This window comes from Mycoplana ramosa (genome assembly GCF_041930185.1).
GTDB classification, from domain to species: domain Bacteria; phylum Pseudomonadota; class Alphaproteobacteria; order Rhizobiales; family Rhizobiaceae; genus Mycoplana; species Mycoplana ramosa.
This window is the reverse complement of the sequence record NZ_JBHEEW010000017.1, coordinates 19,367-40,882: the sequence shown is the minus strand read 5'-3', so window position 1 is coordinate 40,882 and position 21,516 is coordinate 19,367. Positions and strand designations below refer to the sequence as shown.

Below are 21,516 nucleotides of genomic sequence, written 5' to 3'. Positions count from 1 at the left end.
AGTTGGGATGTCAGTTGAGCCCGAGCACGTCGAGCATGGAATAGAGGCCAGGCTTCCTGTTGCGCGCCCAGAGTGCGGCCTTCACCGCACCGCGAGCGAAGATCGACCGATCGGCGGCGCTGTGCGACAGGGTCACCAGTTCACCCTCGCCGGCAAGCATCACCGAATGCTCGCCGACGACCGAACCGCCGCGCAGGGTGGCAAAGCCGATCGTTCCGGCGACGCGTGGCCCGGTGTGGCCGTCCCGAACGCGCACCGCGTTCTCGGCCAGCGTGATCCCGCGCCCGCGGGCGGCTGCTTCGCCCAGCAGAAGCGCGGTTCCCGACGGGGCATCGACCTTGTGGCGGTGGTGCATCTCGACAATCTCGATGTCCCAGTCGGCGGCATCCAGAGCGCGCGCGGCCCGTTCGGCGAGCACGCCGAGCAGATTGACGCCGAGGCTCATGTTGCCGGACTTGACGATGCGGGCGTGGCGGGCCGCAGCGGCGATCTTTGCGTCATCGTCCGCTGAACACCCGGTGGTGCCGATCACGTGGACGATGCGGGCCTGGGCCGCGAGGCCGGCAAATTCGATGGTTGCGGCGGGCGCGGTGAAGTCGAGCACGCCTTCGGCCTCGACGAAGGCCTCGAGCGGCCGGTCGGTCACTGTTACGCCGATCGGGCCAAGGCCGGCAAGTTCGCCGGCATCCTTGCCGACGAAGGGCGAGCCGGGGCGCTCGACCGCTGCAAAAAGCGCCGCCCCGTCCATCGCATGGATGGCGCGGATGAGCGTCTGGCCCATCCGTCCGCCTGCCCCGACCACGACCAGCTTCATGTCCCCTGCCGTCATTCGCCCGCTTTCCTTTCGGGTTCCAGAGCCCCACCCGGTGCCTGCAGATTGTGGAGCCGAGCGTAGAGGCCGTCGATACGCGCGGCAAGCGCGTCATGCGAGCCCTCCTCGACGACGGTCCCGTCCTGCATGACGACGATCTTGTCCGCGTTGACGATCGTCGACAGGCGATGGGCGATGACGACGACGGTGCGCCCGCTCATGGCATGCTCGAGCGCCTTCTGCACGGCCTGTTCGGATTCCGTGTCGAGTGCCGAGGTCGCCTCGTCCAGAAGCAGGATCGGCGCGTTGCGCACCAGTGCGCGGGCGATCGAAAGCCGTTGACGCTGCCCGCCGGAGAGGGTGGCGCCGTTTTCACCCACGGGCGTATCATAGCCTTGCGGCTGCTCGAGGATGAAATCGTGGGCATAGGCGAGCCGCGCCGCCTCCTCGATCTCGGCATCGGTGGCGTCTGCGCGGCCGTAGCGGATGTTGTCCCGTATCGTGCCTTCAAACAGGTACGGCTGCTGCGAGACATAGGCGACGTTGTTTCGCAGCGATTGTTTCTCGACGTGGGCAATGTCCTGCCCGTCGATCAGGACCTGTCCTTGCGCCGGATCGTAGAAGCGCGGGATAAGGCTGATGACTGTCGACTTTCCGGCGCCGGACGGGCCGACGAGAGCGGTGGTCTTGCCGCCTTCTGCGACAAAGCTGACGTCCTTCAGGATCGGCTTGCTGCTGGCGTAGGAGAACGACACCGTCCTGAACTCGATCTGCGCCTTGCTGATCTGAAGCGGTCCGGCGCCCGGACGGTCGCGCTGGTGCGGCTCGATATCGAGGATTTCGTAGATCATGCGCGCATTGACGACGGCGCGCTCCAACGAAATCTGCAGGCGGGCAAGGCGGCGCGCCGGGTCGTAGGCCATCAGAAGCGCGGCAATGAAGGCGAACATGGCGCCCGGCAGGACGCCGCCGTAGATGGCCTGATAGGCGGAGTAGCCGAGCACGCTGGCAATCGCGACGCCGGCGAAGGTTTCCGTCATCGGAGCCGTGCGTTCGGAGAGGCGGGCAATTCGGTTGGACCGCTTCTCCGCCTGGTCGATGATGCCCTCGACCTTCGCCCGCAACTGCTCCTCCATCGTGAAGGCCTTGACGATGGTGATGCCCTGGATCGTTTCCTGTATGGCGCCGAGGACGTGGCTGTTGATCAGCACCGCCTCGCGCGTCGCGAACTTCAACCGCTTGGAAATGTAGCGCAGGCCCAGCAGCAGCGGCGGCGCGACGAGGAAGACGATCCCCGTCAGAAGTGGGTCCTTCGAGATCATCACCCCGATCAGCGCGATCAGGGTCAGGAGGTCGCGGGCGATCGACGTCACGGTCATGTTGAGGACGTCGCGAATGCCGTTGATGTTCTGGTTGATCTGCGCGGCAAGGCGGGCGGAACGGGCCTCGCTGAAGAAGCCGACGCTCAACGTCATCAGGTGCGAATAGAGCCTCCGCTGGTAGCGTGCGACAATGCTGTTGCCGATCTTGGAGAGCGCGACAGCCTGCCCGTAGGTAGCAAAGCCACGCAGGATGAAGGCAAGCAGGATGGCGCCGCAGATCCAGGCGACAAGATCCGCGCGCCGGTTGGCGAACGCCTCGTTGACGACCGCCTCCATGATCCAGGCCGTGAATGCGGTCGATCCGGCGACGACGGCGAGACAAAAGATCGCGAACAGATAGCCGCGAATGTGGTCACGCCCGTTCTCGGCGATGACGCGCTTCAGGACGCTCGTGATCGTTTCGGCAGTGAGGTGACGATCGGTGCGGCTCTTGTCGCTCAATAAACCAACTTTCCTGCAGCTTACCCGGTGCCTGCCGACACGAGGGCGTTCGCGCGCTCTATAGTGCGTCGCGGCCCGTTTGGCGAGTCTGGCTTGGCTAGACGGGAAGCAGCCGGTCTATTTTTGCCAGCGCCGCCCTTCGGTGGCGACGCCGAAGCGATCGGGCATGCGTGCGAACGCCGCAAGGCCGGCAAGCGCCGCCAGCGGATGCGTGACGACATAGGTCGGAATCGAGCGGAGCAATTCGTTGTGGGGGGCCTTGTCCTCAAAGGCGGCACGAAATTCCGGCCGGCGCAGCGCCGGCAGAATCTTCTGCGGGATGCCGCCCGCGAGATAGACGCCGCCCCGGGCCATGAAGATCATCGCCATGTCTCCCGCGACGCGCCCGAGGTAGGTGGAAAAGAGCGACACGGTTTCGACCGCCGCGTCGTCGCTTGCCGCAAGGGCCGCCGAGGTGACGGCGGCGGGCGTCTCGAGCGGTGTCTCCCGCCCGTCGGCTGCACTGACCGCATGATAGATGTTCAAGATTCCGCGACCGCAGAGCAGTTGTTCGGCAGACATGCGACCTTCGATCGGCTCGAGAAACGGCCAGATCTGGTAATCACGCTCCGTGCGTGGCCCAATGTCGATGTGCCCGCCCTCGCCGGGAACGGGAATCCATGTGCGCTGGGCGTGCACAAGACCGGCGACGCCAAGGCCCGTCCCCGGTCCGAGGACGGCGCGCGAGGCGGCATAGGTTTCCGCTCCGCCTCCGATCTGTTCCCGATCGCTCTCGGACAGTGAGGCGACCGCCAGCGCCTGCGCCTCGAAATCGTTGACAAGCAGCACGTCCTCGAAGCCCAGATTGGCAATCATCTCGCGCGGGCGGACGACCCAGTCGCAATTGGTCAGCGGCACCTCGTCGCCCTGGATCGGACCGGCAAGCGCAAGGATCGCCGAGCGCGGCTGGATCGAGGTCGTATCCAGGATGCAGCGCTGCAGGGCGTCGTCGATCGTGTCGAACTGCGCGGTCTGGATGGTCGGGAACTCCCGCGGCGCGGCAAAGGCATCGATCAGCAGCGCGAATCGCGCATTGGTGCCGCCGATGTCGCCGATCAGGATCGGAAAGGGGAGGGCGATCTCGCCATCGTTCGACTTTGCCATGGGATCTCGCGCCTCGCTTGCAGTTTCGTCTCGAATATCTATTGGGTGCACAAGCTTGCGCCGCCATTGTCAGGTGCCCAAACCAGCAACGCGGCCGGAGCACGGTTCCAATGCCATGGGACATGGGCGGACTGGCTCGGGCGGCACCGGTATTTAAATCGATTTGACGACTTTATACCGGACCGTTTGACCCTTGAGAACCCCGTTGCTGACGGGGCTGGCGTGGGCCCTATTGCAGCGATGGCCGCGGCAGGGGCACGGGGATGAGGCCGGCAGGCTCGGCCGCGTCGGCGGCGATCACGGCGGCAATGCTGTCGTCGGGTGCCTGCGGCTCGTTGAAGGCCAGGGCAGTTCCGCCGCCATAGGTAACTTCCTGCTCCGACGCAGGCGCTGCCCCGGCCAAAACGACGGCACAGGCCTTCGGAAGGTCGGACAATGTCGTGACGCGCGGCTTGACCGGCTTCTGGTCCTTTTTCGGCTTCGGCTTGGCCCACGGCTCGTCGGTGAACCACCAGGCAAGCGACTTGTCGCAGCCGTCGCCGGCCGGAACCGCCGCCTGCGGCTTGCAGCCGGCAGCACCCTCAGGGCACTTGATGCGAATGTGGAAATGCGCGTCATGGCCGTAGACCGGTCGCACCTTGCCGAGCAGCGAGCGGTCTCCCTGCCAGGTATCGCAGAGCTTCTTCTTGATCGCCGGATTGACGAAGACGCGCTCGACCTGCGGATAGCTCGCCGCCTTCATGACGAGCCGGGCGTGTGTGGAAGTCCAGCGGCGCGAATCGACCGTCAGGAACTTGCTGTTGTCGAGCATCGAGGTGAAGGGCAGGTCGTCGCGCTCCTGCAGAGTAAGCCGCCGGTCGGGCATCGGCGTGAACCAGATGTCGGCATCGAGGCCGATCTGATGCGAGGCATGGCCCGACAGCATCGGTCCGCCGCGCGGCTGCGAGATGTCGCCCAGCAGCAGTCCGGGCCAGCCGAGTTGCTGCGCGTCCTGCGAGAACTTTTCAAGGAGCGCGATCATCTCGGGATGGCCCCAGCGCCGGTTGCGCGACAGCCGCATCGCCTGCCAGCCGGGCCCGTCCGCCGGGATCGCCACGGCTCCGGCAATGCAGCCCTTGGCGTAGGAGCCGTAGGATGCCGTTTCCATCTTGGCCGGCAGGCGCTTGGCCCCGAACAGTTCCTTGGCCGGCCGGTCCTCGGCATGGAGCGGCGCGGCAATCGCCGAAAGCAGGATTGCGCTGAGACCGGCACGGAAGAGGAGCGGCTTGAGCATGGGCAACATTTGATGGTCCAGAATCGGTCGTGACGATCGTTCTTTGCGAAATAGCACAGGGCGCTTTCGCATGAATGGATTTTTGAGTTTGGCAGGTGGCCGCAAAAAATTGCCGCTTTGATGGCGGCGTGCCCGGAATTTGACTAATCTTTCCGGCAAGGGGCATAGGCAACAGACAAAAAGGGGCTTGGCATGCGACAGGGACCGCGCTGGTTTTTCTCAGGCTTGATCGTTGCGGTAGCCGCCGCATGCCTGCTTGCCCCTGCACGGGCCGAGGATGCAGCCCCGCAATGGCGCCATGGAATTTCGACGGTCGGCGAGCTGAAATATCAGCCCGGCTTTGCCCATTTCGCCTACGTCAACCCGAACGCGCCGAAGGGCGGAACACTGAAGCTCTCGAACGACGGCACCTTCGATACCTTCAATCCGCTGCTGGCCAAGGGTGAGGCGGCCGTCGGCATCGGCCTTGTCTTCGACACGCTGATGAAGTCCTCCGAGGACGAGGTAACCACCTCCTACGGCCTGCTTGCCGAAGGCGTGTCCTATCCGGACGACATTTCGTCTGCGACCTTCCGCCTGCGCGCCGAGGCGAAATGGGCAGATGGCCAGCCGGTGACCCCCGAAGACGTGGTCTTCTCGTTTGAGAAGGTCGTCGAGCACAATCCGCTCTTCACCAACTACTACAAGCACGTCACGTCGGCCGAAAAGACAGGCGAGCGCGACGTCACCTTCCATTTCGACGAGAAGAACAACAGCGAACTGCCGCAGATCCTCGGCCAGTTCCCGATCGTGCCGAAGCACTGGTGGGAGGGCAAGGACGCCTCCGGCAAGCAGCGCGACATCTCAAAGACGACGCTCGAGCCGGTGATGGGCTCCGGTCCCTACAGGATCGCCTCCTTCTCGCCGGGCTCGGCGATCCGATACGAATTGCGGGACGACTATTGGGGCAAGGACCTGAACGTCAATGTCGGCCAGAACAATTTCGGCCGGATCGAGTATTCCTTCTTCGGCGACCGCAACGTCGAGTTCGAGGCCTTCCGCGCCGGCAATGTCGACTACTGGTTCGAGAACCAGGCGAGCCGCTGGGCAACCGGCTATGATTTTCCCGCCGTCAAGGACGGCCGGGTGAAGCGCGAGGAAATCCCCAATCCCTACCGCGCCACCGGCATCATGCAGGCCATGGTCCCGAACATGCGCAAGGAGATGTTTCAGGACCAACGCGTTCGCGAGGCGCTGAACTATGCGTTCGATTTCGAGGACCTGAACAAGACGGTCTTTTACGGCCAGTACAAGCGGGTCAACAGCTACTTCTTCGGAACCGAACTCGCTTCCTCGGGTCTGCCCGAGGGCAAGGAGCTGGAAATCCTCAACGAACTGAAGGACAAGGTGCCGCCGAGCGTCTTTACCGAACCCTATGAGAACCCGGTGGGTGGCGATCCCGGCAAGGCGCGCGAGAACCTGCGCAAGGCGGTCGCGCTGCTGAAGGACGCGGGCTATGTGCTGAAGGGCAACCGGATGGTCAAAGCCGACACCGGCGAGCCGCTTTCCTTCGAGATCCTGCTGTCGAGCCCGACGCTGGAACGCGTCGCCGTCCCGTATGCGAACAATCTCAAGCGCATCGGCATCGAGGCGCGCGTGCGCACCGTCGATCCGGCGCAGTATACGAACCGCCTGCGGTCCTTCGACTACGACATGACCTGGTACGTCTGGGCGCAGACGCTGCATCCAGGCAACGAGCAGGGTGACTATTGGGGCTCGTCGTCGGCTTCGCGCGAGGGCTCGCGGAATTATGCGGGCATCGCCGATCCGGCGATCGACGCGCTGATCGACCGCGTCATCTTCGCCAAGGACCGGGAAGAGCTCGTGGCGGCGACGCGGGCGATGGATCGCGTGCTGCTCGCCCATCACTACGTCCTGCCGATGTACTACCGCATGGCGGCACCGATCGCCTATTGGGACCGGATCACTCACCCCGCCGAACTGCCGACCTATGGCCTCGGGTTTCCCGACGTCTGGTGGTCGACCGAGGTGAAGCCGGAATGAGAGCTTGCTTTGGAGCGGAGCCACGCCCCAAATTGCGGGAGACACGAATCACCGCTTTTGGCGGTACAACGCATCAGGAACTGGCGGATTGAAAGCTGACAGGGCGACAGACGGCGGCATGGCACCCGCGTTAGAGCGGAGGCCCGGCTGATGGGCGCCTACATCCTTCGCCGGCTGCTTTTGATGATTCCGACGATCGTCGGCATCATGGCGATCTCCTTCATCGTCGTGCAGTTCGCACCGGGCGGCCCGGTCGAGCAGGTGATTTCCGACCTGACCAGCCAGAGCGGCGGCGACCGGCTGTCCGGCTCCGGCGACATGCTGCAGGACTTCTCCCAGGACACGTCGTCCGGCTACCGCGGCGCGCGCGGCCTCGATCCGGAATTCATCGCCAAGCTGGAAAAGCAGTTCGGCTTCGACAAGCCGCCGCTCGAGCGCTTCCTGACGATGATGGGCAACTATCTGCGCTTCGACTTCGGCGAGAGCTTCTTCCGCAACACCGCCGTCGTCGACCTGATCAAGGAGAAGATGCCCGTCTCGATCTCGCTCGGCATCTGGATCCTGATCCTGTCGTATGCGATCTCGATTCCGCTCGGCATCAGGAAGGCCGTTTCCGACGGCTCGAGCTTCGATGTGTGGACCTCGGGCGTCATCGTCGTCGGCTATGCCGTGCCGAGCTTCCTGTTCGGCATTCTCCTGATTGTCGTCTTCGCCGGCGGCTCCTTCTTCGACTGGTTCCCGCTGCGCGGCATCGTCTCGGACGATTTCTGGCAGTTGCCGTGGTGGCAGAAGCCGCTCGATTATCTGTGGCACATGACGCTGCCGATCATCACGCTGCTGCTCTCCGCCTTCGCCACGACGACGCTTTTGACGAAGAATTCCTTCATCGACGAGATCAAGAAGCAGTACGTCGTCACCGCCCGCGCGAAGGGCCTGACGGAGCGCCAGGTTCTCTATGGCCACGTGTTCCGCAACGCCATGCTGATCATCATCGCCGGCTTTCCCGGCGCCTTCATCTCGGCCTTCTTCACCGGCTCGCTGCTGATCGAGTACATCTTCTCGCTCGATGGCCTCGGCCGCCTCGGTTATGACGCCGTCGTCCGGCGCGACTACCCGATCGTCTTTGCCACGCTCTACATATTCTCGCTGATGGGCCTGTTCGTCAGCCTGCTCTCCGACCTGATCTACACCTGGGTCGATCCGCGCATCGACTTCGAGCGGAGGGACGTCTGATGGCCGTCCTGCCCGATACCCGCTCGATGCCGACCAGCGCGCCGCCGAAGGGGTTGCTGTCGCCGACCAACCGTCGCCGTTGGGAGAACTTCAAGGCCAACCGCCGCGGCTACTGGTCGCTCTGGATCTTTCTCGTTCTCTTCGGCCTCAGCCTCTGTGCCGAGTTCATCGCCAACGACCGGCCGGTCGTCGCCTCCTACAAGGGCGAAATCCTCTTTCCCGTTCTGGTGAACTATCCGGAGGAAAAGTTCGGCGGCTTCCTGGCCGAGACCGACTACAAGTCGGATTTCATCCGTGACGAGATCGAGGCGAACGGCTGGATGATCTGGCCGCCGATCCGCTATTCCTATCGCAGCCCCAACTCCAACATCCCCCATTCGGCGCCGACGAAACCCTTCTGGCTGATGGGTCAGGAGGAGCGCTGCTCCGGCTATCCGCTGGGGGCCGATGACCCGGGCTGCATCGTCGGCAACCTGAACTGGCTCGGCACCGACGACCAGGCGCGCGACGTGCTGGCGCGCACGATCTACGGCTTCCGTATCTCGGTGCTGTTCGGCCTGGCGCTGACGATCGCGTCGGCGATCGTCGGCGTCTCCGCCGGTGCCGTACAGGGCTATTTCGGCGGCTGGACCGATCTTTTGATGCAGCGCTTCATCGAGATCTGGTCGTCGATGCCGGTGCTCTACATTCTCTTGATCATCTCGGCGATCCTGCCGCCCGGCTTCTGGATTCTCCTGTCGATAATGCTGCTCTTCTCCTGGGTCGGCTTCGTCGGCGTCGTCCGCGCCGAGTTTCTGCGGGCGCGCAATTTCGAATATGTGAATGCTGCGCGCGCGCTCGGCGTCGGCAACGCCACGATCATGGTGCGGCATCTGTTGCCGAACGCGATGGTGGCGACGCTGACATTCCTGCCTTTCATCCTGTCCGGATCGATCACGACGCTCACCTCGCTCGATTTCCTCGGCTTCGGCATGCCGCCAGGATCGCCCTCGCTTGGCGAACTGATCGCCCAGGGCAAACAGAACCTGCAGGCGCCCTGGCTGGGTCTGACCGCCTTTGCCATCATGTCGCTGATGCTGTCGCTGCTGATCTTCGTCGGCGAAGCGACCCGTGACGCCTTCGACCCGAGGAAGACCTTCCGTTGAGCGCCGCCATGAACGATCAGAATTCCGGTCCGATCCTCAGCGTCAAAGACCTTTCGGTCGCCTTCCACCAGGGCGGCAAGACCTCGGTTGCCGTCGATCGCGTTTCCTTCGAGATCGCGCGCGGCGAGGTGGTTGCTCTTGTCGGCGAATCCGGCTCGGGAAAGTCGGTGACGGCGAATTCGATCCTGAAACTCCTGCCTTATCCGGCGGCGAGCCACCCATCCGGCGCCGTCATCTTCAAGGGCCGCGACCTGATGTACGCCTCGGATGCGGAGCTGCGCGCGGTGCGCGGCAACGACATCACGATGATCTTCCAGGAGCCGATGACCTCGCTCAATCCGCTCCATTCGATCGAGCGTCAGATCGGCGAGATCCTCGAATTGCACCAGGCCATGAAGGGTGCACAGGCCCGGGCGCGCACGCTCGAACTCCTGAACCAGGTCGGCATCCGCGAGCCGGAGAAGCGGCTTGACGCCTACCCGCACGAGCTGTCGGGCGGCCAGCGCCAGCGCGTCATGATCGCCATGGCTTTGGCGAACCGGCCGGAGCTTCTGATCGCCGACGAGCCGACGACGGCGCTGGATGTCACCGTCCAGGCGCAGATCCTCGAGCTCCTGAAGAAGCTCAAGGACGAGCACGGCATGTCGATGCTGTTCATCACTCACGACTTGGGCATCGTGCGCAAGTTCGCCGACCGCGTCTGCGTGATGACGGGCGGAAAGATCGTCGAAAGCGGTCCGGTCGAGAAGATCTTCACCAACCCGCAGCACGATTACACCCGCCACCTGCTGGCCTCCGAGCCACGGGGAGCGCCGCTGCCGCCGGACGAGACCAAACCGGTGATCATGGCGGCCGACGACGTCAAGGTCTGGTTCCCGATCAAGGCCGGGTTCATGCGCAAGGTGGTGGACCATGTAAAGGCGGTCGACGGCATCGACCTGACGCTGAAGGCGGGCCACACCCTCGGCGTCGTCGGCGAATCCGGTTCCGGCAAGACGACGCTCGGCCTGGCGTTGACGCGGATGATTGCATCGCAGGGCAGGATCGCCTTCGTCGGCAAGGAGATCGCCAGCTACTCGTTCAAGGAGATGCGGCCGCTCCGGAACCGCATGCAGATCGTCTTCCAGGACCCCTACGGCTCGCTGTCGCCACGCATGTCGGTGGCCGACATCGTCGCGGAGGGGCTGGAGATCCACGAACCGAAACTCTCCGCCGAGCAGCGCGACCGCCGGGTCGCGTCGGCGCTGGAGGAGACGGGGCTCGATCCGTCGACCCGCTGGCGCTATCCGCACGAGTTCTCCGGCGGCCAGCGCCAGCGCATCGCCATTGCCCGCGCCATGGTGCTGAAACCGCAGTTCGTGATGCTGGACGAGCCGACCTCGGCGCTCGACATGAGCGTGCAGGCGCAAGTCGTCGATCTCCTGCGCGACCTGCAGGCCAAGCACAATCTCGCCTACCTGTTCATCAGTCACGACCTGAAGGTCGTGCGCGCGCTCGCCAACGACATCATCGTCATGCGGGCAGGCAAGGTGGTGGAGAAAGGACCGGCGGCGCGGATCATCGAAGCGCCGGAGATGCCCTATACCAAAGCCCTGATGGCCGCCGCCTTCGACTTGGCGGCCGTAAAATCAGACGTCATCCGTCAGTAGCCGATTTCCCGAACATACAGCAGGTTTGAACGTGCAGAACAAAAGCCCCGTCATCATCGATTTGAAGTTCGATCGCCAGGAGGTTGCCACCGCGCTGAAAGGAGCCTTCGCCGACCGCGAGGTGATCGATCTCGCCCATCCGGCGAACAAGGCCCGCGACCTGTCGGGCATCGATTATGCGGTGGTCTGGAAGCCTTCCGCCGACCTGTTTTCACGGGCAAACGATCTCAAGGCGGTCTTCTCGGGCGGGGCTGGGGTGGACCATGTCATGACCTTGCCTGGCCTGCCGGAGGTGCCGGTCGTGCGTTTCGTCGACCCGACACTGACGACGCGCATGAGCGAGTGGGTCGTGCTGCAGTGCCTGCTGCATCTGCGCCAGTTCAAGGCCTACGAGGCGCTGAACGCCAAGCGCATCTGGCGCGAGCTAGCCCAGCCCGAGGCGAAGGAGGTCACGGTCGGAATCATGGGGCTCGGCGTGCTCGGATCCGATGCCGCGGCGAAGCTGCGCGTCATGGGCTTTGAGGTCGTTGGCTGGTCGCGCCGCATGAAGCAGATCGACGGCATCGAAACCTTCGATGCCGCCGGGCTGGACGCCTTCCTGGCGCGGACGGATATCCTCGTCGGCCTCTTGCCGTTGACGGCGGACACGCGTGGCCTCTTCAACGCCGCTCTCTTTTCCAAACTTCGCCGCAAGGGTGCGCTGGGCGGCCCCATCTTCGTCAATGCCGGCCGCGGCGGCAGCCAGGTCGAGGCGGACATCCTTGCAGCACTCGACGATGGCACGCTCGCGGGTGCCTCGCTCGACGTGTTCGAGCAGGAGCCGCTGCCGCTCGAAAGCCGGCTTTGGACACATGAAAAGGTGTTCATGACCCCGCACGCGGCCGCAGCCTCGGACGTCAGGGCGCTGTTTGCCCATGTCGAGCAGCAGATATCGCGGCTGGAAAGCGGCCAGCCGCTGCAGCATGTCGTCGATCGCCAAGCCGGCTATTGACCCCGCTTGGCCTCACGGCCGACGATAACCGGTCGGCCGTTCGTAGAGCCAGCCGATCCGCTCGATCGCAGCCTCAAGGCCCTCGCGCGCGACGCTCATCGTGTGGCCGTTGGCATGGACGATCGTTTCCGGATCTTCCATGATCGCAACGTGGCCCTTCCAGAACACGAGATCGCCACGCCGCAGGTCGCTGCGGTCGATCGGGGTGCCGAGGCCGTTTGCCTGCATGTCGGAATCGCGGGGGGCCTTTTGGCCGGTCATCATCATGGCAAGCTGGACGAGGCCGGAGCAGTCGATGCCGAACCCGCTGCGGCCGCCCCACAGATAGGGCGTTTCCAGAAAGCGCAGAGCGACCGACACGTAGTCGTCCGCAATCGGCCGTTCTGCCGGAGCGCAATGGTTCGCGACGACCGACTGCCCCCCTTCCAGCGTGAAATAGCGCGTGCCCCGGGTTTCGCTTTCCCCGACGACCGATATCCGGCTGCCGAGCGACAGGGGGAAGGCCGGCGGCGTACGCAGGTCCGCGCCGGTATAGGCAAAGGTGCGCGGGACGGCGACGACGTGGGTTGCGGGCTTGCCGTTCTCCGAAAGCGCCGTTCCCGGCAGGTAGCCGACATAGCCGTCGAAGTCTGCCTTGATCCAGGCCCAGCCATCGGCGCGATCGAGGACCTTGACGGTTTCTCCAAACAGGAGCTCCGTGTCGATGCCGGCCGTCAGGTCGGGCCGGGGACGAAGGCCGATTACGGACGCGGAGACCCGTGCCGGCGTGCCGGCGGTATAGCGAGGGGCGTCGACGGTTTCGCGCAGCGCATCTTCGGCAAGATCGGGGCGATAGGCGTTCAGGCGGCGGTCGGGCAGAGCATTCATGGCGGTCTCACGGTGTCAGCGCCCGACCCTGAGCGATGATCAGGTCGCCGAGCTTTTCCAAATAGAGCGCGCCATTGATGGTGCGCTTGATGACAACATTACGGCGGTCGCGCTCGTCGCGCTCCCTGGTCACCAGCCCGAGCTCGCCCATCGTGTCGAGCGCGCGCGTGATCACCGGTTTCGTCACGCCGAGCCTGGCGGCAAGTCCGCGCACCGTATGGGGCGGCGGCACGAGGTAGATCTCGAGCAGGATCGCAAGCTGGCGCAGGCTCAGGTCCCTTCCGTCAAGCCGTACCTGTTGCAACGACACGCTATGCCAGAGGCCGAGCGCCTGCGAGGCCGTCAGTTCCAGCACGACAATCTCCGACGAGCAAGATAGGGCAATTTCGTTACGCTATCGTATCGATGCGGCGAAGGAAAGGGTCGGGAGCTGGTATCGCCCGCGGCGCCAAACGTCGGTTTTCCGCGCGGCCACGGCTGCATTGATTATCCGGCTACCGACTTTATGTAATGATAAAGCGCCCGTATCCCCTGGGCCTCGCCGCCGACCGGCGAATGCGGCCGTTCGCTCGGCGCCCAGCCATAGATGTCGAAATGCGCCCAGCTCTTGGTCCGCGTGACGAAGCGCTTCAGGAACAGGGCGGCGGTGATGGATCCGGCCATGCCGCCAGCCGGCGCGTTGGTCAGGTCGGCGATGCGAGCGGAGATGTCCTTGTCGTAGCCCATATAGAGCGGCATGCGCCACAGCGGATCGTCGACGGACAGGCTCGCCTCGCGCAGGTCGTCCGCCAGGTCCTCGTCGTCGGTGAAGAACGGCGGAAGGTCGGGGCCGAGCGCGACACGCGCGGCGCCGGTCAGCGTCGCCATGTCGATCAGAAGATCGGGCTCGTCTTCGTCGGCGAGGGCCAGCGCATCGGCCAGGATCAGCCGGCCCTCCGCGTCGGTGTTGTCGATCTGCACCGTCAGGCCCTTGCGGCTGCGGTAGATGTCGCCCGGCCGGAAGGCGTTGGAGGAAATCGAATTCTCCACGACCGGCACAAGGACACGAAGGTCGATCTTGAGCTTGGCGTCCATGATCATCAGCGCCAGACCCATGACGTTGGCCGCCCCGCCCATGTCCTTCTTCATCAGCAGCATCGAGGCGGACGGTTTGATGTCGAGCCCACCGGTGTCGAAGCACACGCCCTTGCCGACGAGCGTCACCTTGGCGTGGCCCTTCTTGCCCCAGCGCATCTCCAGAAGCCGCGGTGCCTCGGCGGCGGCGCGGCCGACGGTGTGGATCAGCGGAAAGTTCTCCTTCAGCAGGTCGTCGCCCTGGATCACCGTGACCTTGGCCTTGTAGTGCGCCCCGAGCGCGCGGAAGGCGTCCTCCAGCGCATCCGGCCCCATGTCGTTGGTCGGCATGTTGATCAGGTCGCGAGCGAGGAACACCCCGGCGAGCTGGCGCTTGATGTCGGCGGCATCCGCGTCTGCCGGGATAAGAAGCGTGGGCGCATCGTTCGTCGCGGCCCGGTAGCGCTCGAAGCGGTAGCTGCCAAGCCCGTAGCCGAGCGAGAGCCGGTTTGCCGTCAGCGGCGCGGTTTCGATGTGCCAGTCGCCGGCCGGCAACGTGCGCGCAAGCTTGCCGGCGAGGAACGGTGCCTCCGATGGTGATTTTCCGAGGCCGAAAAGGGCGCCACCGAGGTGGCCGTCATCGGTCGGGATCAGCAGCAGCGAGCCAGGCTCGGCCTTGAACCCCGCCTTCTTCGCCCAGTCCAGCGCGATCGGTTCGATCGTGCCCGTTTCGATATGCGCAGGGGTGATTGCGAAGATCGGGAGCGTCCTTCCGCCACGCGTGTTGAACGGGGACGGGCGATCGATGAACTGGTAGGGGGCCATTGCAGAGCCTTTGCTGTGCTGTCCGGGAATCGGCGAATTAACGGTCTGTTAGGGTTAACAGATTATTGCTGGCGTGAGGATTGCGGCGTGAGTCCCTCATACGTCGCAAGTGATGCACTGGGGAAAATTCATGCTCTGCTCCGCGCACGCAAATTCATCTTGCCGAAAATTGCTTCTGCTGGCCGCGACTGCACTCTTGACGGCGACGCTTGCAGGCTGCGCCGGCGGCGGGCGCGACGACCTGAAGACGGGATCCATTCCCAAGCTCTCCAAGCCCGTAACCGAAATGAACGCGACCGAGCTCAGCCGCGCGGCGGAAAGTGTCGGTAAGGCCTACGAGAAAAACCCGAAGGACCGCCAGGCCGGCCTGAATTACGCGAACCTGCTGCGCATGACCGGCCGCAACGATCAGGCGCTGGCCGTCATGCAGCAGGTCGCGATCTTCCATCCGACCGATCGCGAAGTCCTCGCCGCCTACGGAAAGTCGCAGGCTGCGGCTGGCCGGCTCGAGCAAGCATTGGGCACCATTCAGCGGGCGCAGACCCCCGACCGCCCGGATTGGCGCCTGAAATCGGCGGAAGGCGCGATCCTCGATCAACTGGGGCGTCCGTCCGATGCCCGTGCCCGTTACCGCGAGGCACTCGACCTGCAGCCGAACGAGCCGTCCGTTCTTTCCAATCTCGGCATGTCCTACGTGCTCGCGCGCGATCTTCGCACCGCCGAGACCTATCTACGCTCGGCCGCGCAGCAGCCGGGCGCCGATTCCAGCGTGAGGCAGAACCTGGCTCTCACCATCGGCCTGCAGGGCCGCTTCGCCGAGGCGGAGCAAATCGCCCGGCAGGAGCTCAGCGCCGAGCAGGCCGAAGCGAACGTCGCCTATCTGCGCGGAATGCTCTCGCAGCAGAACGCCTGGAAACAGCTCTCCAAGGACGAGCAGGGCAACACGAACTGACGCCTGCCCCATCAGCACCACCACTCGGGCCGACCCACTTCCGAACAAAGGGCGCGTGACGTTGCGTCCGCCGCCGGAACGGCGCCGACGCCGCATTCGCAGCGTTTCGCAAGTCTCCACCGTGGACGGCGGTGAGATCAGAAGGTGTCGGACACCTGGATGCCGGCGGGGCCGAGGATCACGGCGATCAGCACCGGCAGGAAAAACAGAATCATCGGCACCGTCAGCTTGGGCGGCAGCGCGGCCGCCTTCTTCTCGGCCTCGTTCATGCGCGTATCCCGGCTTTCCTGCGCCAGCACGCGCAGCGCCTGGGCGATTGGCGTGCCGTAGCGCTCGGCCTGGATCAGCGCCTGCATGACCGCCTTGACGATGTCGAGACCGGTGCGGGTGCCGAGGTTTTCGTAGGCCACCCGGCGATCCTGCAGGAAGGATAGCTCCGCCGTCGTCAGCACCAGTTCCTCCGCCAGTTCGGATGAGGCGACAGCGATTTCATCGGCCACGCGGCGCAGCGCCACCTCCATAGAAATTCCCGACTCGACGCAGATCAACAGCAGGTCGAGCGCATCCGGCCAGGCGCGCTTGATCGACAGCTGCCGCTTGGAGATGCGGTTGGAGATGTAGATGTTCGGCGCGTAGAAGCCGAGATAGGCGATGCCGATCGCCGCGAGCACGCGGATCGCCATCGGCTTGTCGCCGAGATAACCGAGATAGAAGATGTAGAAGGCACCGGCGGCGAAGAACACGAACGGCAGGACGAAGCGCGCGAAGAGGAAGATGTTGAGCGCGTTCTGCGACCGGTAGCCTGCCTGACGCAGCTTGTTCATCGTGCCCGCGTCCACCAGGGCTTCCCGCAGGTTCAGTCTGTCGACGATCTGGCGCACGGAGGTGTTGTTGCGGGCCCGCAGCGAGCCCTTTCCCTGCATTTCTGCGTTCAGCCGTGCGCGCTCGCGCGCCCGGATCTGGTCGCGCTCGAGCGCGACCGTCTTCATCCGCTTGTCGAGATCGCCGCCTTCGAAATAGGGGGCTGCGAGCGTGTAGAAGGTCGCCAGCACTGCGATCGCGACGAAAGCGGGCAGCAGGATGTCGGGGTTCGTAAGCGTGCTGGCCAGTTCCGACATTGCGTCGTTCCCTCTCAGATGTCGAAGTTGATCATGTTGCGCATCACCAGAACACCGATCGACATCCAGACCGCCGAGGCGCCGAGGATGAAGTGGCCGCGCGGATCGGTGAAGAGGACCATCATGTAGGCGGGCGACGTCAAGTAGACGAGCAGCATGACGATCAGCGGCAGCGCGCCGATGATTGCCGCGGACGCCTTCGCCTCCATCGACATTGCGCTGATCTTGGCTTTCATCTTGCGCCGCTCGCGCAGCACGCGGGAGAGATTGCCGAGAGCTTCCGAGAGATTGCCGCCAGCCTGGCTCTGGATGGCGATCACGATGGAGAAGAAGTTGACCTCTTGCAGCGGGATGTAATTGTACATGCGCTGGCAGGCTTCCGGAACGCTCAGGCCCATCTGCTGTGATTCGACGACGCGGCGGAACTCCGACTTGACCGGGTCCTGTCCTTCGGCCGCGATCAGGCGCAGGGCATCGGTGAGCGGCAGGCCGGACTTGATCGAACGCACCATGACGTCAAGCGAATTGGGAAACTCCTCGAGGAACTTGTTCATGCGCCGCTTCACCATGAAGTTCAGCGCCCAGCGCGGAAAGCCCAGGCCGGCGATGACAAAGACGCCGGCGGCGATCAGCAGCGGCGCTCCGGCCACGAGCGACGCGAGCATCATGAAGAGGCCGAAAGCCGCGCCCATGAGGGTGAACCGCACCGGTGTCACGGAGAGCCCCGCCTGCGAAATTTTTGCCTTGAGATTGGGCGAGGCCTTCTTGTGCCGTTCCTGCTGCTTCTTTTCGAGTTCCTTCAGCGAATCCTGCACCGACTTGCGGCGCTTCGTCATCTCCTGCATGCGCTCGCGAGCGGCCTTGACCTTGTTCTGGTCGGTTTCGGCCGCCTTCACCCGGTTGACGCGGCTTTCCGACTTCTTTTCGGTTTCGATGCGCGAAAACAGCAGCCCGTATCCGAGGGCGCCGGCCGCCAGGGCGGCCAGGGCGATGATCGCGACGATGGTGATATCCAGTCCGAACATCTTAGCCTCGGCTATTCCGGTTTTTCCATCATGTCGAGCGTTGCCGCCAGACGCCGTTCCTCGTTGAAATAGCGCGCACGATCCCAGAAATGCGGCTTGCCGATACCGGTGCCGACATGACGGCCGATGATGCGGCCGTTGGCGTCCTCGCCCTCGATCTCGAAGCGCATCAGGTCCTGGGTGACGATCACGTCACCCTCCATGCCGACCACTTCGGTGATGTGGGTGATGCGACGGGAACCATCGCGCAGACGTGATGCCTGGATGATGACGTCGATCGAGCCGGCAATGATCTCGCGGACGGTCTTGGCAGGCAACGTGTAGCCGCCCATGGCGATCATCGATTCCATGCGGCTCAGGCATTCGCGGGGCGAGTTGGCGTGGATCGTGCCCATCGATCCGTCGTGGCCGGTGTTCATGGCCTGCAGCAGGTCGAACACCTCGGGGCCGCGCACTTCGCCGACGATGATGCGCTCGGGCCGCATGCGCAGGCAGTTCTTGATCAGGTCGCGCATGGTGATCTCGCCCTCGCCCTCGATGTTTGGCGGGCGGGTTTCGAGGCGAACCACGTGCGGCTGCTGCAATTGCAGTTCGGCGGAGTCTTCACAGGTGATGATCCGCTCGTCGGCATCGATGTAGCGCGTCATGCAGTTGAGCAGGGTCGTCTTGCCCGAGCCGGTACCGCCGGAGATGACGAGATTGCAGCGCACGCGGCCGATGATCTGCAGGATCGTCGCCCCTTCCGGTGTGATCGAGCCGAAGCGCACCAGCTGGTCGAGCGTCAGCTTGTCCTTCTTGAACTTGCGGATGGTGAGCGCGGTGCCGTCGATGGCAAGCGGGGGGGCGATGACGTTGACGCGCGAGCCGTCGGGCAGGCGCGCGTCGCAGATCGGGCTCGATTCGTCGACGCGGCGGCCGACCTGGCTGACGATGCGCTGGCAGATCGAGAGCAACTGGGCGTTGTCGCGGAAGCGGATTTCCGATTCCTGCACCTTGCCGGCGACTTCGATGTAGGTCTTGCCGGCGCCGTTGACCATGATGTCGGCGATGTCGTCGCGCGCCAGCAGCGGCTCCAGCGGGCCGTAGCCGAGCACGTCGTTGCAGATGTCGTCGAGCAGTTCCTCCTGCTCGGAAATCGACATCGCGAAGTTCTTGATCGTGATGATGTCGTTGACGATGTCGCGAATCTCCTCGCGCGCGCTCTCCGTGTCGAGCTTGGCGAGTTGCGACAGGTCAATCGTGTCGATCAGGGCGGAGAAGACCTGCGATTTGGTGTCGTAATAGTCTTCCGTTCGCTGTGTGCGCTTGCGGCCGATCGGTGAGGGCTGATGGAGCGGAGGGGCCGGGGCCGCCGTTTCCCGAACGGGTTCAACCACGGCCGTTGCTGGCGCGCGCTCCAGAGGGGCAGGCGCCAGCGCGGCCTGCGGCGGATGGCCGCTTGGGCCACCACTCTTTCCAAAGCCTTCGTTTCCGCGTCTACCGAACATACTGCTTCATCCAGTTCTCAAGACCCTGGCAGGGCGTCATTTGCGGCCGAGCATGCCCAGCACCTTGCCGAGCCCGCCCTTCTTGGGCTTCTTCACCGTCGCCCGTCCGGTCACGATGTGCGCAATCTGCGAGAAGGTTTCCGCCGCCGGGGACTTCTTGTCCATTTCGGCGATCATGCGGCCACTGTTGGCGGCTGTGCCAAACAGCTGGGCGTCGAAGGGGATGATCGCGATCGGCTGGACCTCCAGCGGATCGCAGAAGTCGCCGGGGGCAATCTCCGGCCGCTTCGGCATGCCCACCTGGTTGAGTATGAGGTGAGGCGAGCGATCGTTCGGCCGCAGCTTCTTCAGGGCGTCGAACATGTTCTTGGCGTTGCGCAGGTTGGCGAGGTCAGGCACGGCGGTCACGATCACCTCGTCGACCTCGCCGAGAAGTGTGCGGGTCCACTCCGACCATGCATGCGGCACGTCAAGCACGTTCACCGGCGCGCTTCGCTGGAGAACTTCGAGCATCGGCTGGAACGAACCGCGTTCGAGATCGTAGGCGCGGTCGAGCGTCGAGGGGGCCGCGAGCAGGGACAGGTGCTCGGAGCACTTCGACAGCAATCGATCGAGGAAGACCTCGTCCAGCCGTTCGGGCGTGTAGACGGCTTCGGCCATGCCCTGGGCCGGATCCTGATCGAAATTGATGTTGGCCGTGCCAAAGGGCAGGTCCAGGTCGGCCAGCACCACCTCCGTCGAAAACAGGCTGGAGATGCCCCAGGCGCAGTTGTGCGCGATCGTCGACGATCCGACCCCGCCCTTGGCGCCGATGAAGGCGATCGTGCGGCCGAGCGGCTCGGCTTCGGGATCGATGAAGATCGCGGCGATGGCGTTGAGGATATCGGCCATGGAGACCGGCGTGACCAGATACTCCGATACGCCATTGCGGATCAGCTCGCGGTAGAGCGCGATGTCGTTGTGATGGCCGACGATCACCACCTTCGTGCTCGGGTCGCAAACTTCGGCCAGCGGCGCGAGTTCGGTCATCAGGGCGGACGGTTCGGTCGACGTTTCGATGATGATGAGGTTCGGGGTCGGCGCGGAGGCGAACATGTTGGCGGCCGCCGGGATACTGCCGCTGTTGATGCGAAGGCTCACCTTGGCCATCCGGCGGTCGCTGGCGCAGCGCTCCATCGTCTGCAGCATGCCTTCGCTCTCGCAGAACGCATGGATGGAAATGCGCGGCAGCGGCCGCAGATGATCGAGTTGGCCGGTGTGCCCGCCGTCCTCGAGAAAGACGTCGGCGGGTTGGCGCTCAAAGCCGTATTCGATACTCGTCATCTCTCAAGTCCCATCCTTGACCGTCGGGCCGCTCTGGCGTCCGTTAGAATCTCGCACCGTCCTCGCGGTAATCCTGGATTGCAGTCGCGCGGCGCTCGGCGTCGATCGGCGTCATGCCGCGCGGCCCGACGAGATCCATCGGGTTGGCAATCTGTGCGGCGAGATTGGCCTGGGTTGCGCAGCCGAAATTGTAGTACTGCCGGTTTTCCATGGTGTTCAGCGTCAGATCTTCGGGCCATTGGCCGCAGGGGTTCGTCTTGGCTGTGGTCGAGACGAAGGCGAGCCGGATCGGGGCGGCGTCGCCTTGGCCTGCGGCCCCATAGCTGGTCTGGATGATGCGCTTGCTCGGCACGCCCTCCGCGACGAGGGTCGCGCGGATGTCCTTGCGCAGGACGGCTGCGGCGCCGGCGTTCAATGATCCGTGCGGCACCATGATCTGCACGGTCCCGTTGGACTTCGACGCATAGTCCTGGGCAAAGCCGCGGATATTGTCGCGCATGGAGAGGGTCAGCGACCGATCGCCCGAAGCGACGGGGACATCCAGCGTGTGCTCGGCTTCCGTCAGCACGATCGGGTGCCGGGTGCGATAGTCGTCGGGGATCGAAGCGGTCGTCGTCACGTCGCGGTTGGCGCAGCCTGCAAGCAGCACGGCCGACAGAACGAGGACCGCCGGAACGGCGCGGTTGGGCGACATTGGGCGGAGCCTTTCGAGCGGACCCTTGGAGCGAATGCGTGCGGTCATGTCCGTTCCCCGA

At 64.4% G+C, this 21,516-nt stretch carries 18 protein-coding genes; 6 read left to right on the top strand and 12 right to left on the bottom strand.

From position 1 onward, the window contains the following. Positions 1 to 10: 10 nt before the first annotated feature. The 4 genes from dapB to mepA all read right to left on the bottom strand — a co-directional run bounded on the left by dapB (position 11) and on the right by mepA (position 5,059). Positions 11 to 829: a 4-hydroxy-tetrahydrodipicolinate reductase gene (gene dapB, locus JNC62_RS19190; protein WP_374840875.1), complete on the bottom strand. Its 819-nt coding sequence runs from the start codon at positions 827 to 829 to the stop codon at positions 11 to 13. Beyond that, positions 826 to 2,634, bottom strand: coding sequence for an ABC transporter ATP-binding protein (locus JNC62_RS19185; RefSeq protein WP_374840873.1), 1,809 nt, complete (start codon positions 2,632 to 2,634; stop codon positions 826 to 828). Before JNC62_RS19185 ends, dapB begins: the two co-directional genes overlap by 4 nt. Before the next feature lie 117 nt (positions 2,635 to 2,751). Continuing rightward, positions 2,752 to 3,777, bottom strand: a complete 1,026-nt coding sequence (locus tag JNC62_RS19180; RefSeq protein ID WP_374840871.1) for a glucokinase — start codon at positions 3,775 to 3,777, stop codon at positions 2,752 to 2,754. Between the two features lie 229 nt (positions 3,778 to 4,006). Next, positions 4,007 to 5,059, bottom strand: a complete 1,053-nt coding sequence (mepA, locus tag JNC62_RS19175) for a penicillin-insensitive murein endopeptidase (RefSeq protein WP_374840869.1) — start codon at positions 5,057 to 5,059, stop codon at positions 4,007 to 4,009. 183 nt (positions 5,060 to 5,242) lie between these two features. Here mepA and JNC62_RS19170 point away from each other — a divergent pair, with 183 nt between their 5' ends. The 5 genes from JNC62_RS19170 (at position 5,243) to JNC62_RS19150 (ending at position 12,111) form a co-directional block, all read left to right on the top strand. After that, positions 5,243 to 7,093 (top strand): extracellular solute-binding protein, encoded by a 1,851-nt coding sequence (locus JNC62_RS19170; protein ID WP_374840867.1) that lies wholly within the window; start codon positions 5,243 to 5,245, stop codon positions 7,091 to 7,093. A 150-nt stretch (positions 7,094 to 7,243) separates the two neighbouring features. Then, positions 7,244 to 8,326, top strand: coding sequence for a microcin C ABC transporter permease YejB (locus tag JNC62_RS19165; RefSeq protein ID WP_374840866.1), 1,083 nt, complete (start codon positions 7,244 to 7,246; stop codon positions 8,324 to 8,326). After that, positions 8,326 to 9,471 carry an ABC transporter permease gene (locus tag JNC62_RS19160; RefSeq protein ID WP_374840864.1) on the top strand — a complete coding sequence of 382 codons (1,146 nt, stop codon included), beginning with the start codon at positions 8,326 to 8,328 and terminating at the stop codon, positions 9,469 to 9,471. Before JNC62_RS19165 ends, JNC62_RS19160 begins: the two co-directional genes overlap by 1 nt. An 8-nt stretch (positions 9,472 to 9,479) precedes the next feature. Then, positions 9,480 to 11,120 (top strand): ABC transporter ATP-binding protein, encoded by a 1,641-nt coding sequence (locus JNC62_RS19155; protein ID WP_374840862.1) that lies wholly within the window; start codon positions 9,480 to 9,482, stop codon positions 11,118 to 11,120. 31 nt (positions 11,121 to 11,151) lie between these two features. Then, positions 11,152 to 12,111: a 2-hydroxyacid dehydrogenase gene (locus JNC62_RS19150; protein WP_374840860.1), complete on the top strand. Its 960-nt coding sequence runs from the start codon at positions 11,152 to 11,154 to the stop codon at positions 12,109 to 12,111. Positions 12,112 to 12,123: 12 nt separating this feature from the next. Here JNC62_RS19150 and JNC62_RS19145 read toward each other — a convergent pair whose 3' ends face one another. The 3 genes from JNC62_RS19145 to JNC62_RS19135 all read right to left on the bottom strand — a co-directional run bounded on the left by JNC62_RS19145 (position 12,124) and on the right by JNC62_RS19135 (position 14,856). Further along, positions 12,124 to 12,978 (bottom strand): C40 family peptidase, encoded by an 855-nt coding sequence (locus JNC62_RS19145; RefSeq protein ID WP_374840858.1) that lies wholly within the window; start codon positions 12,976 to 12,978, stop codon positions 12,124 to 12,126. A gap of 7 nt (positions 12,979 to 12,985) precedes the next feature. Continuing rightward, positions 12,986 to 13,333, bottom strand: a complete 348-nt coding sequence (locus tag JNC62_RS19140) for a MarR family transcriptional regulator (RefSeq protein WP_374840856.1) — start codon at positions 13,331 to 13,333, stop codon at positions 12,986 to 12,988. A 131-nt stretch (positions 13,334 to 13,464) separates the two neighbouring features. Then, positions 13,465 to 14,856 carry a leucyl aminopeptidase family protein gene (locus JNC62_RS19135; protein WP_374840854.1) on the bottom strand — a complete coding sequence of 464 codons (1,392 nt, stop codon included), beginning with the start codon at positions 14,854 to 14,856 and terminating at the stop codon, positions 13,465 to 13,467. Between the two features lie 130 nt (positions 14,857 to 14,986). On the opposite strand from JNC62_RS19135, the gene JNC62_RS19130 reads away from it, so the two are divergent. Continuing rightward, positions 14,987 to 15,808 (top strand): tetratricopeptide repeat protein, encoded by an 822-nt coding sequence (locus JNC62_RS19130; RefSeq protein ID WP_374840853.1) that lies wholly within the window; start codon positions 14,987 to 14,989, stop codon positions 15,806 to 15,808. A gap of 137 nt (positions 15,809 to 15,945) precedes the next feature. Here the strand turns inward: JNC62_RS19130 and JNC62_RS19125 are convergent, their stop codons facing one another. From JNC62_RS19125 to JNC62_RS19105, 5 genes are read right to left on the bottom strand one after another with little or no spacing between them, the layout of a single operon-like run. Beyond that, entirely contained in the window at positions 15,946 to 16,926 is a 981-nt protein-coding gene (locus JNC62_RS19125; RefSeq protein WP_374840851.1) for a type II secretion system F family protein, read from the bottom strand. A 14-nt stretch (positions 16,927 to 16,940) separates the two neighbouring features. Next, complete coding sequence (locus tag JNC62_RS19120; protein ID WP_374840850.1) at positions 16,941 to 17,951, bottom strand: type II secretion system F family protein; 1,011 nt, start codon at positions 17,949 to 17,951, stop codon at positions 16,941 to 16,943. Positions 17,952 to 17,962: 11 nt separating this feature from the next. Then, on the bottom strand, positions 17,963 to 19,438 hold the full coding sequence (locus tag JNC62_RS19115) for a TadA family conjugal transfer-associated ATPase (RefSeq protein ID WP_374840848.1): 1,476 nt from the start codon (positions 19,436 to 19,438) through the stop codon (positions 17,963 to 17,965). Positions 19,439 to 19,474: 36 nt separating this feature from the next. Further along, entirely contained in the window at positions 19,475 to 20,761 is a 1,287-nt protein-coding gene (locus JNC62_RS19110; protein ID WP_374840847.1) for a CpaE/TadZ family protein, read from the bottom strand. A 43-nt stretch (positions 20,762 to 20,804) separates the two neighbouring features. Continuing rightward, positions 20,805 to 21,503 carry a CpaD family pilus assembly protein gene (locus JNC62_RS19105; RefSeq protein WP_374840845.1) on the bottom strand — a complete coding sequence of 233 codons (699 nt, stop codon included), beginning with the start codon at positions 21,501 to 21,503 and terminating at the stop codon, positions 20,805 to 20,807. Positions 21,504 to 21,516: the final 13 nt, after the last annotated feature.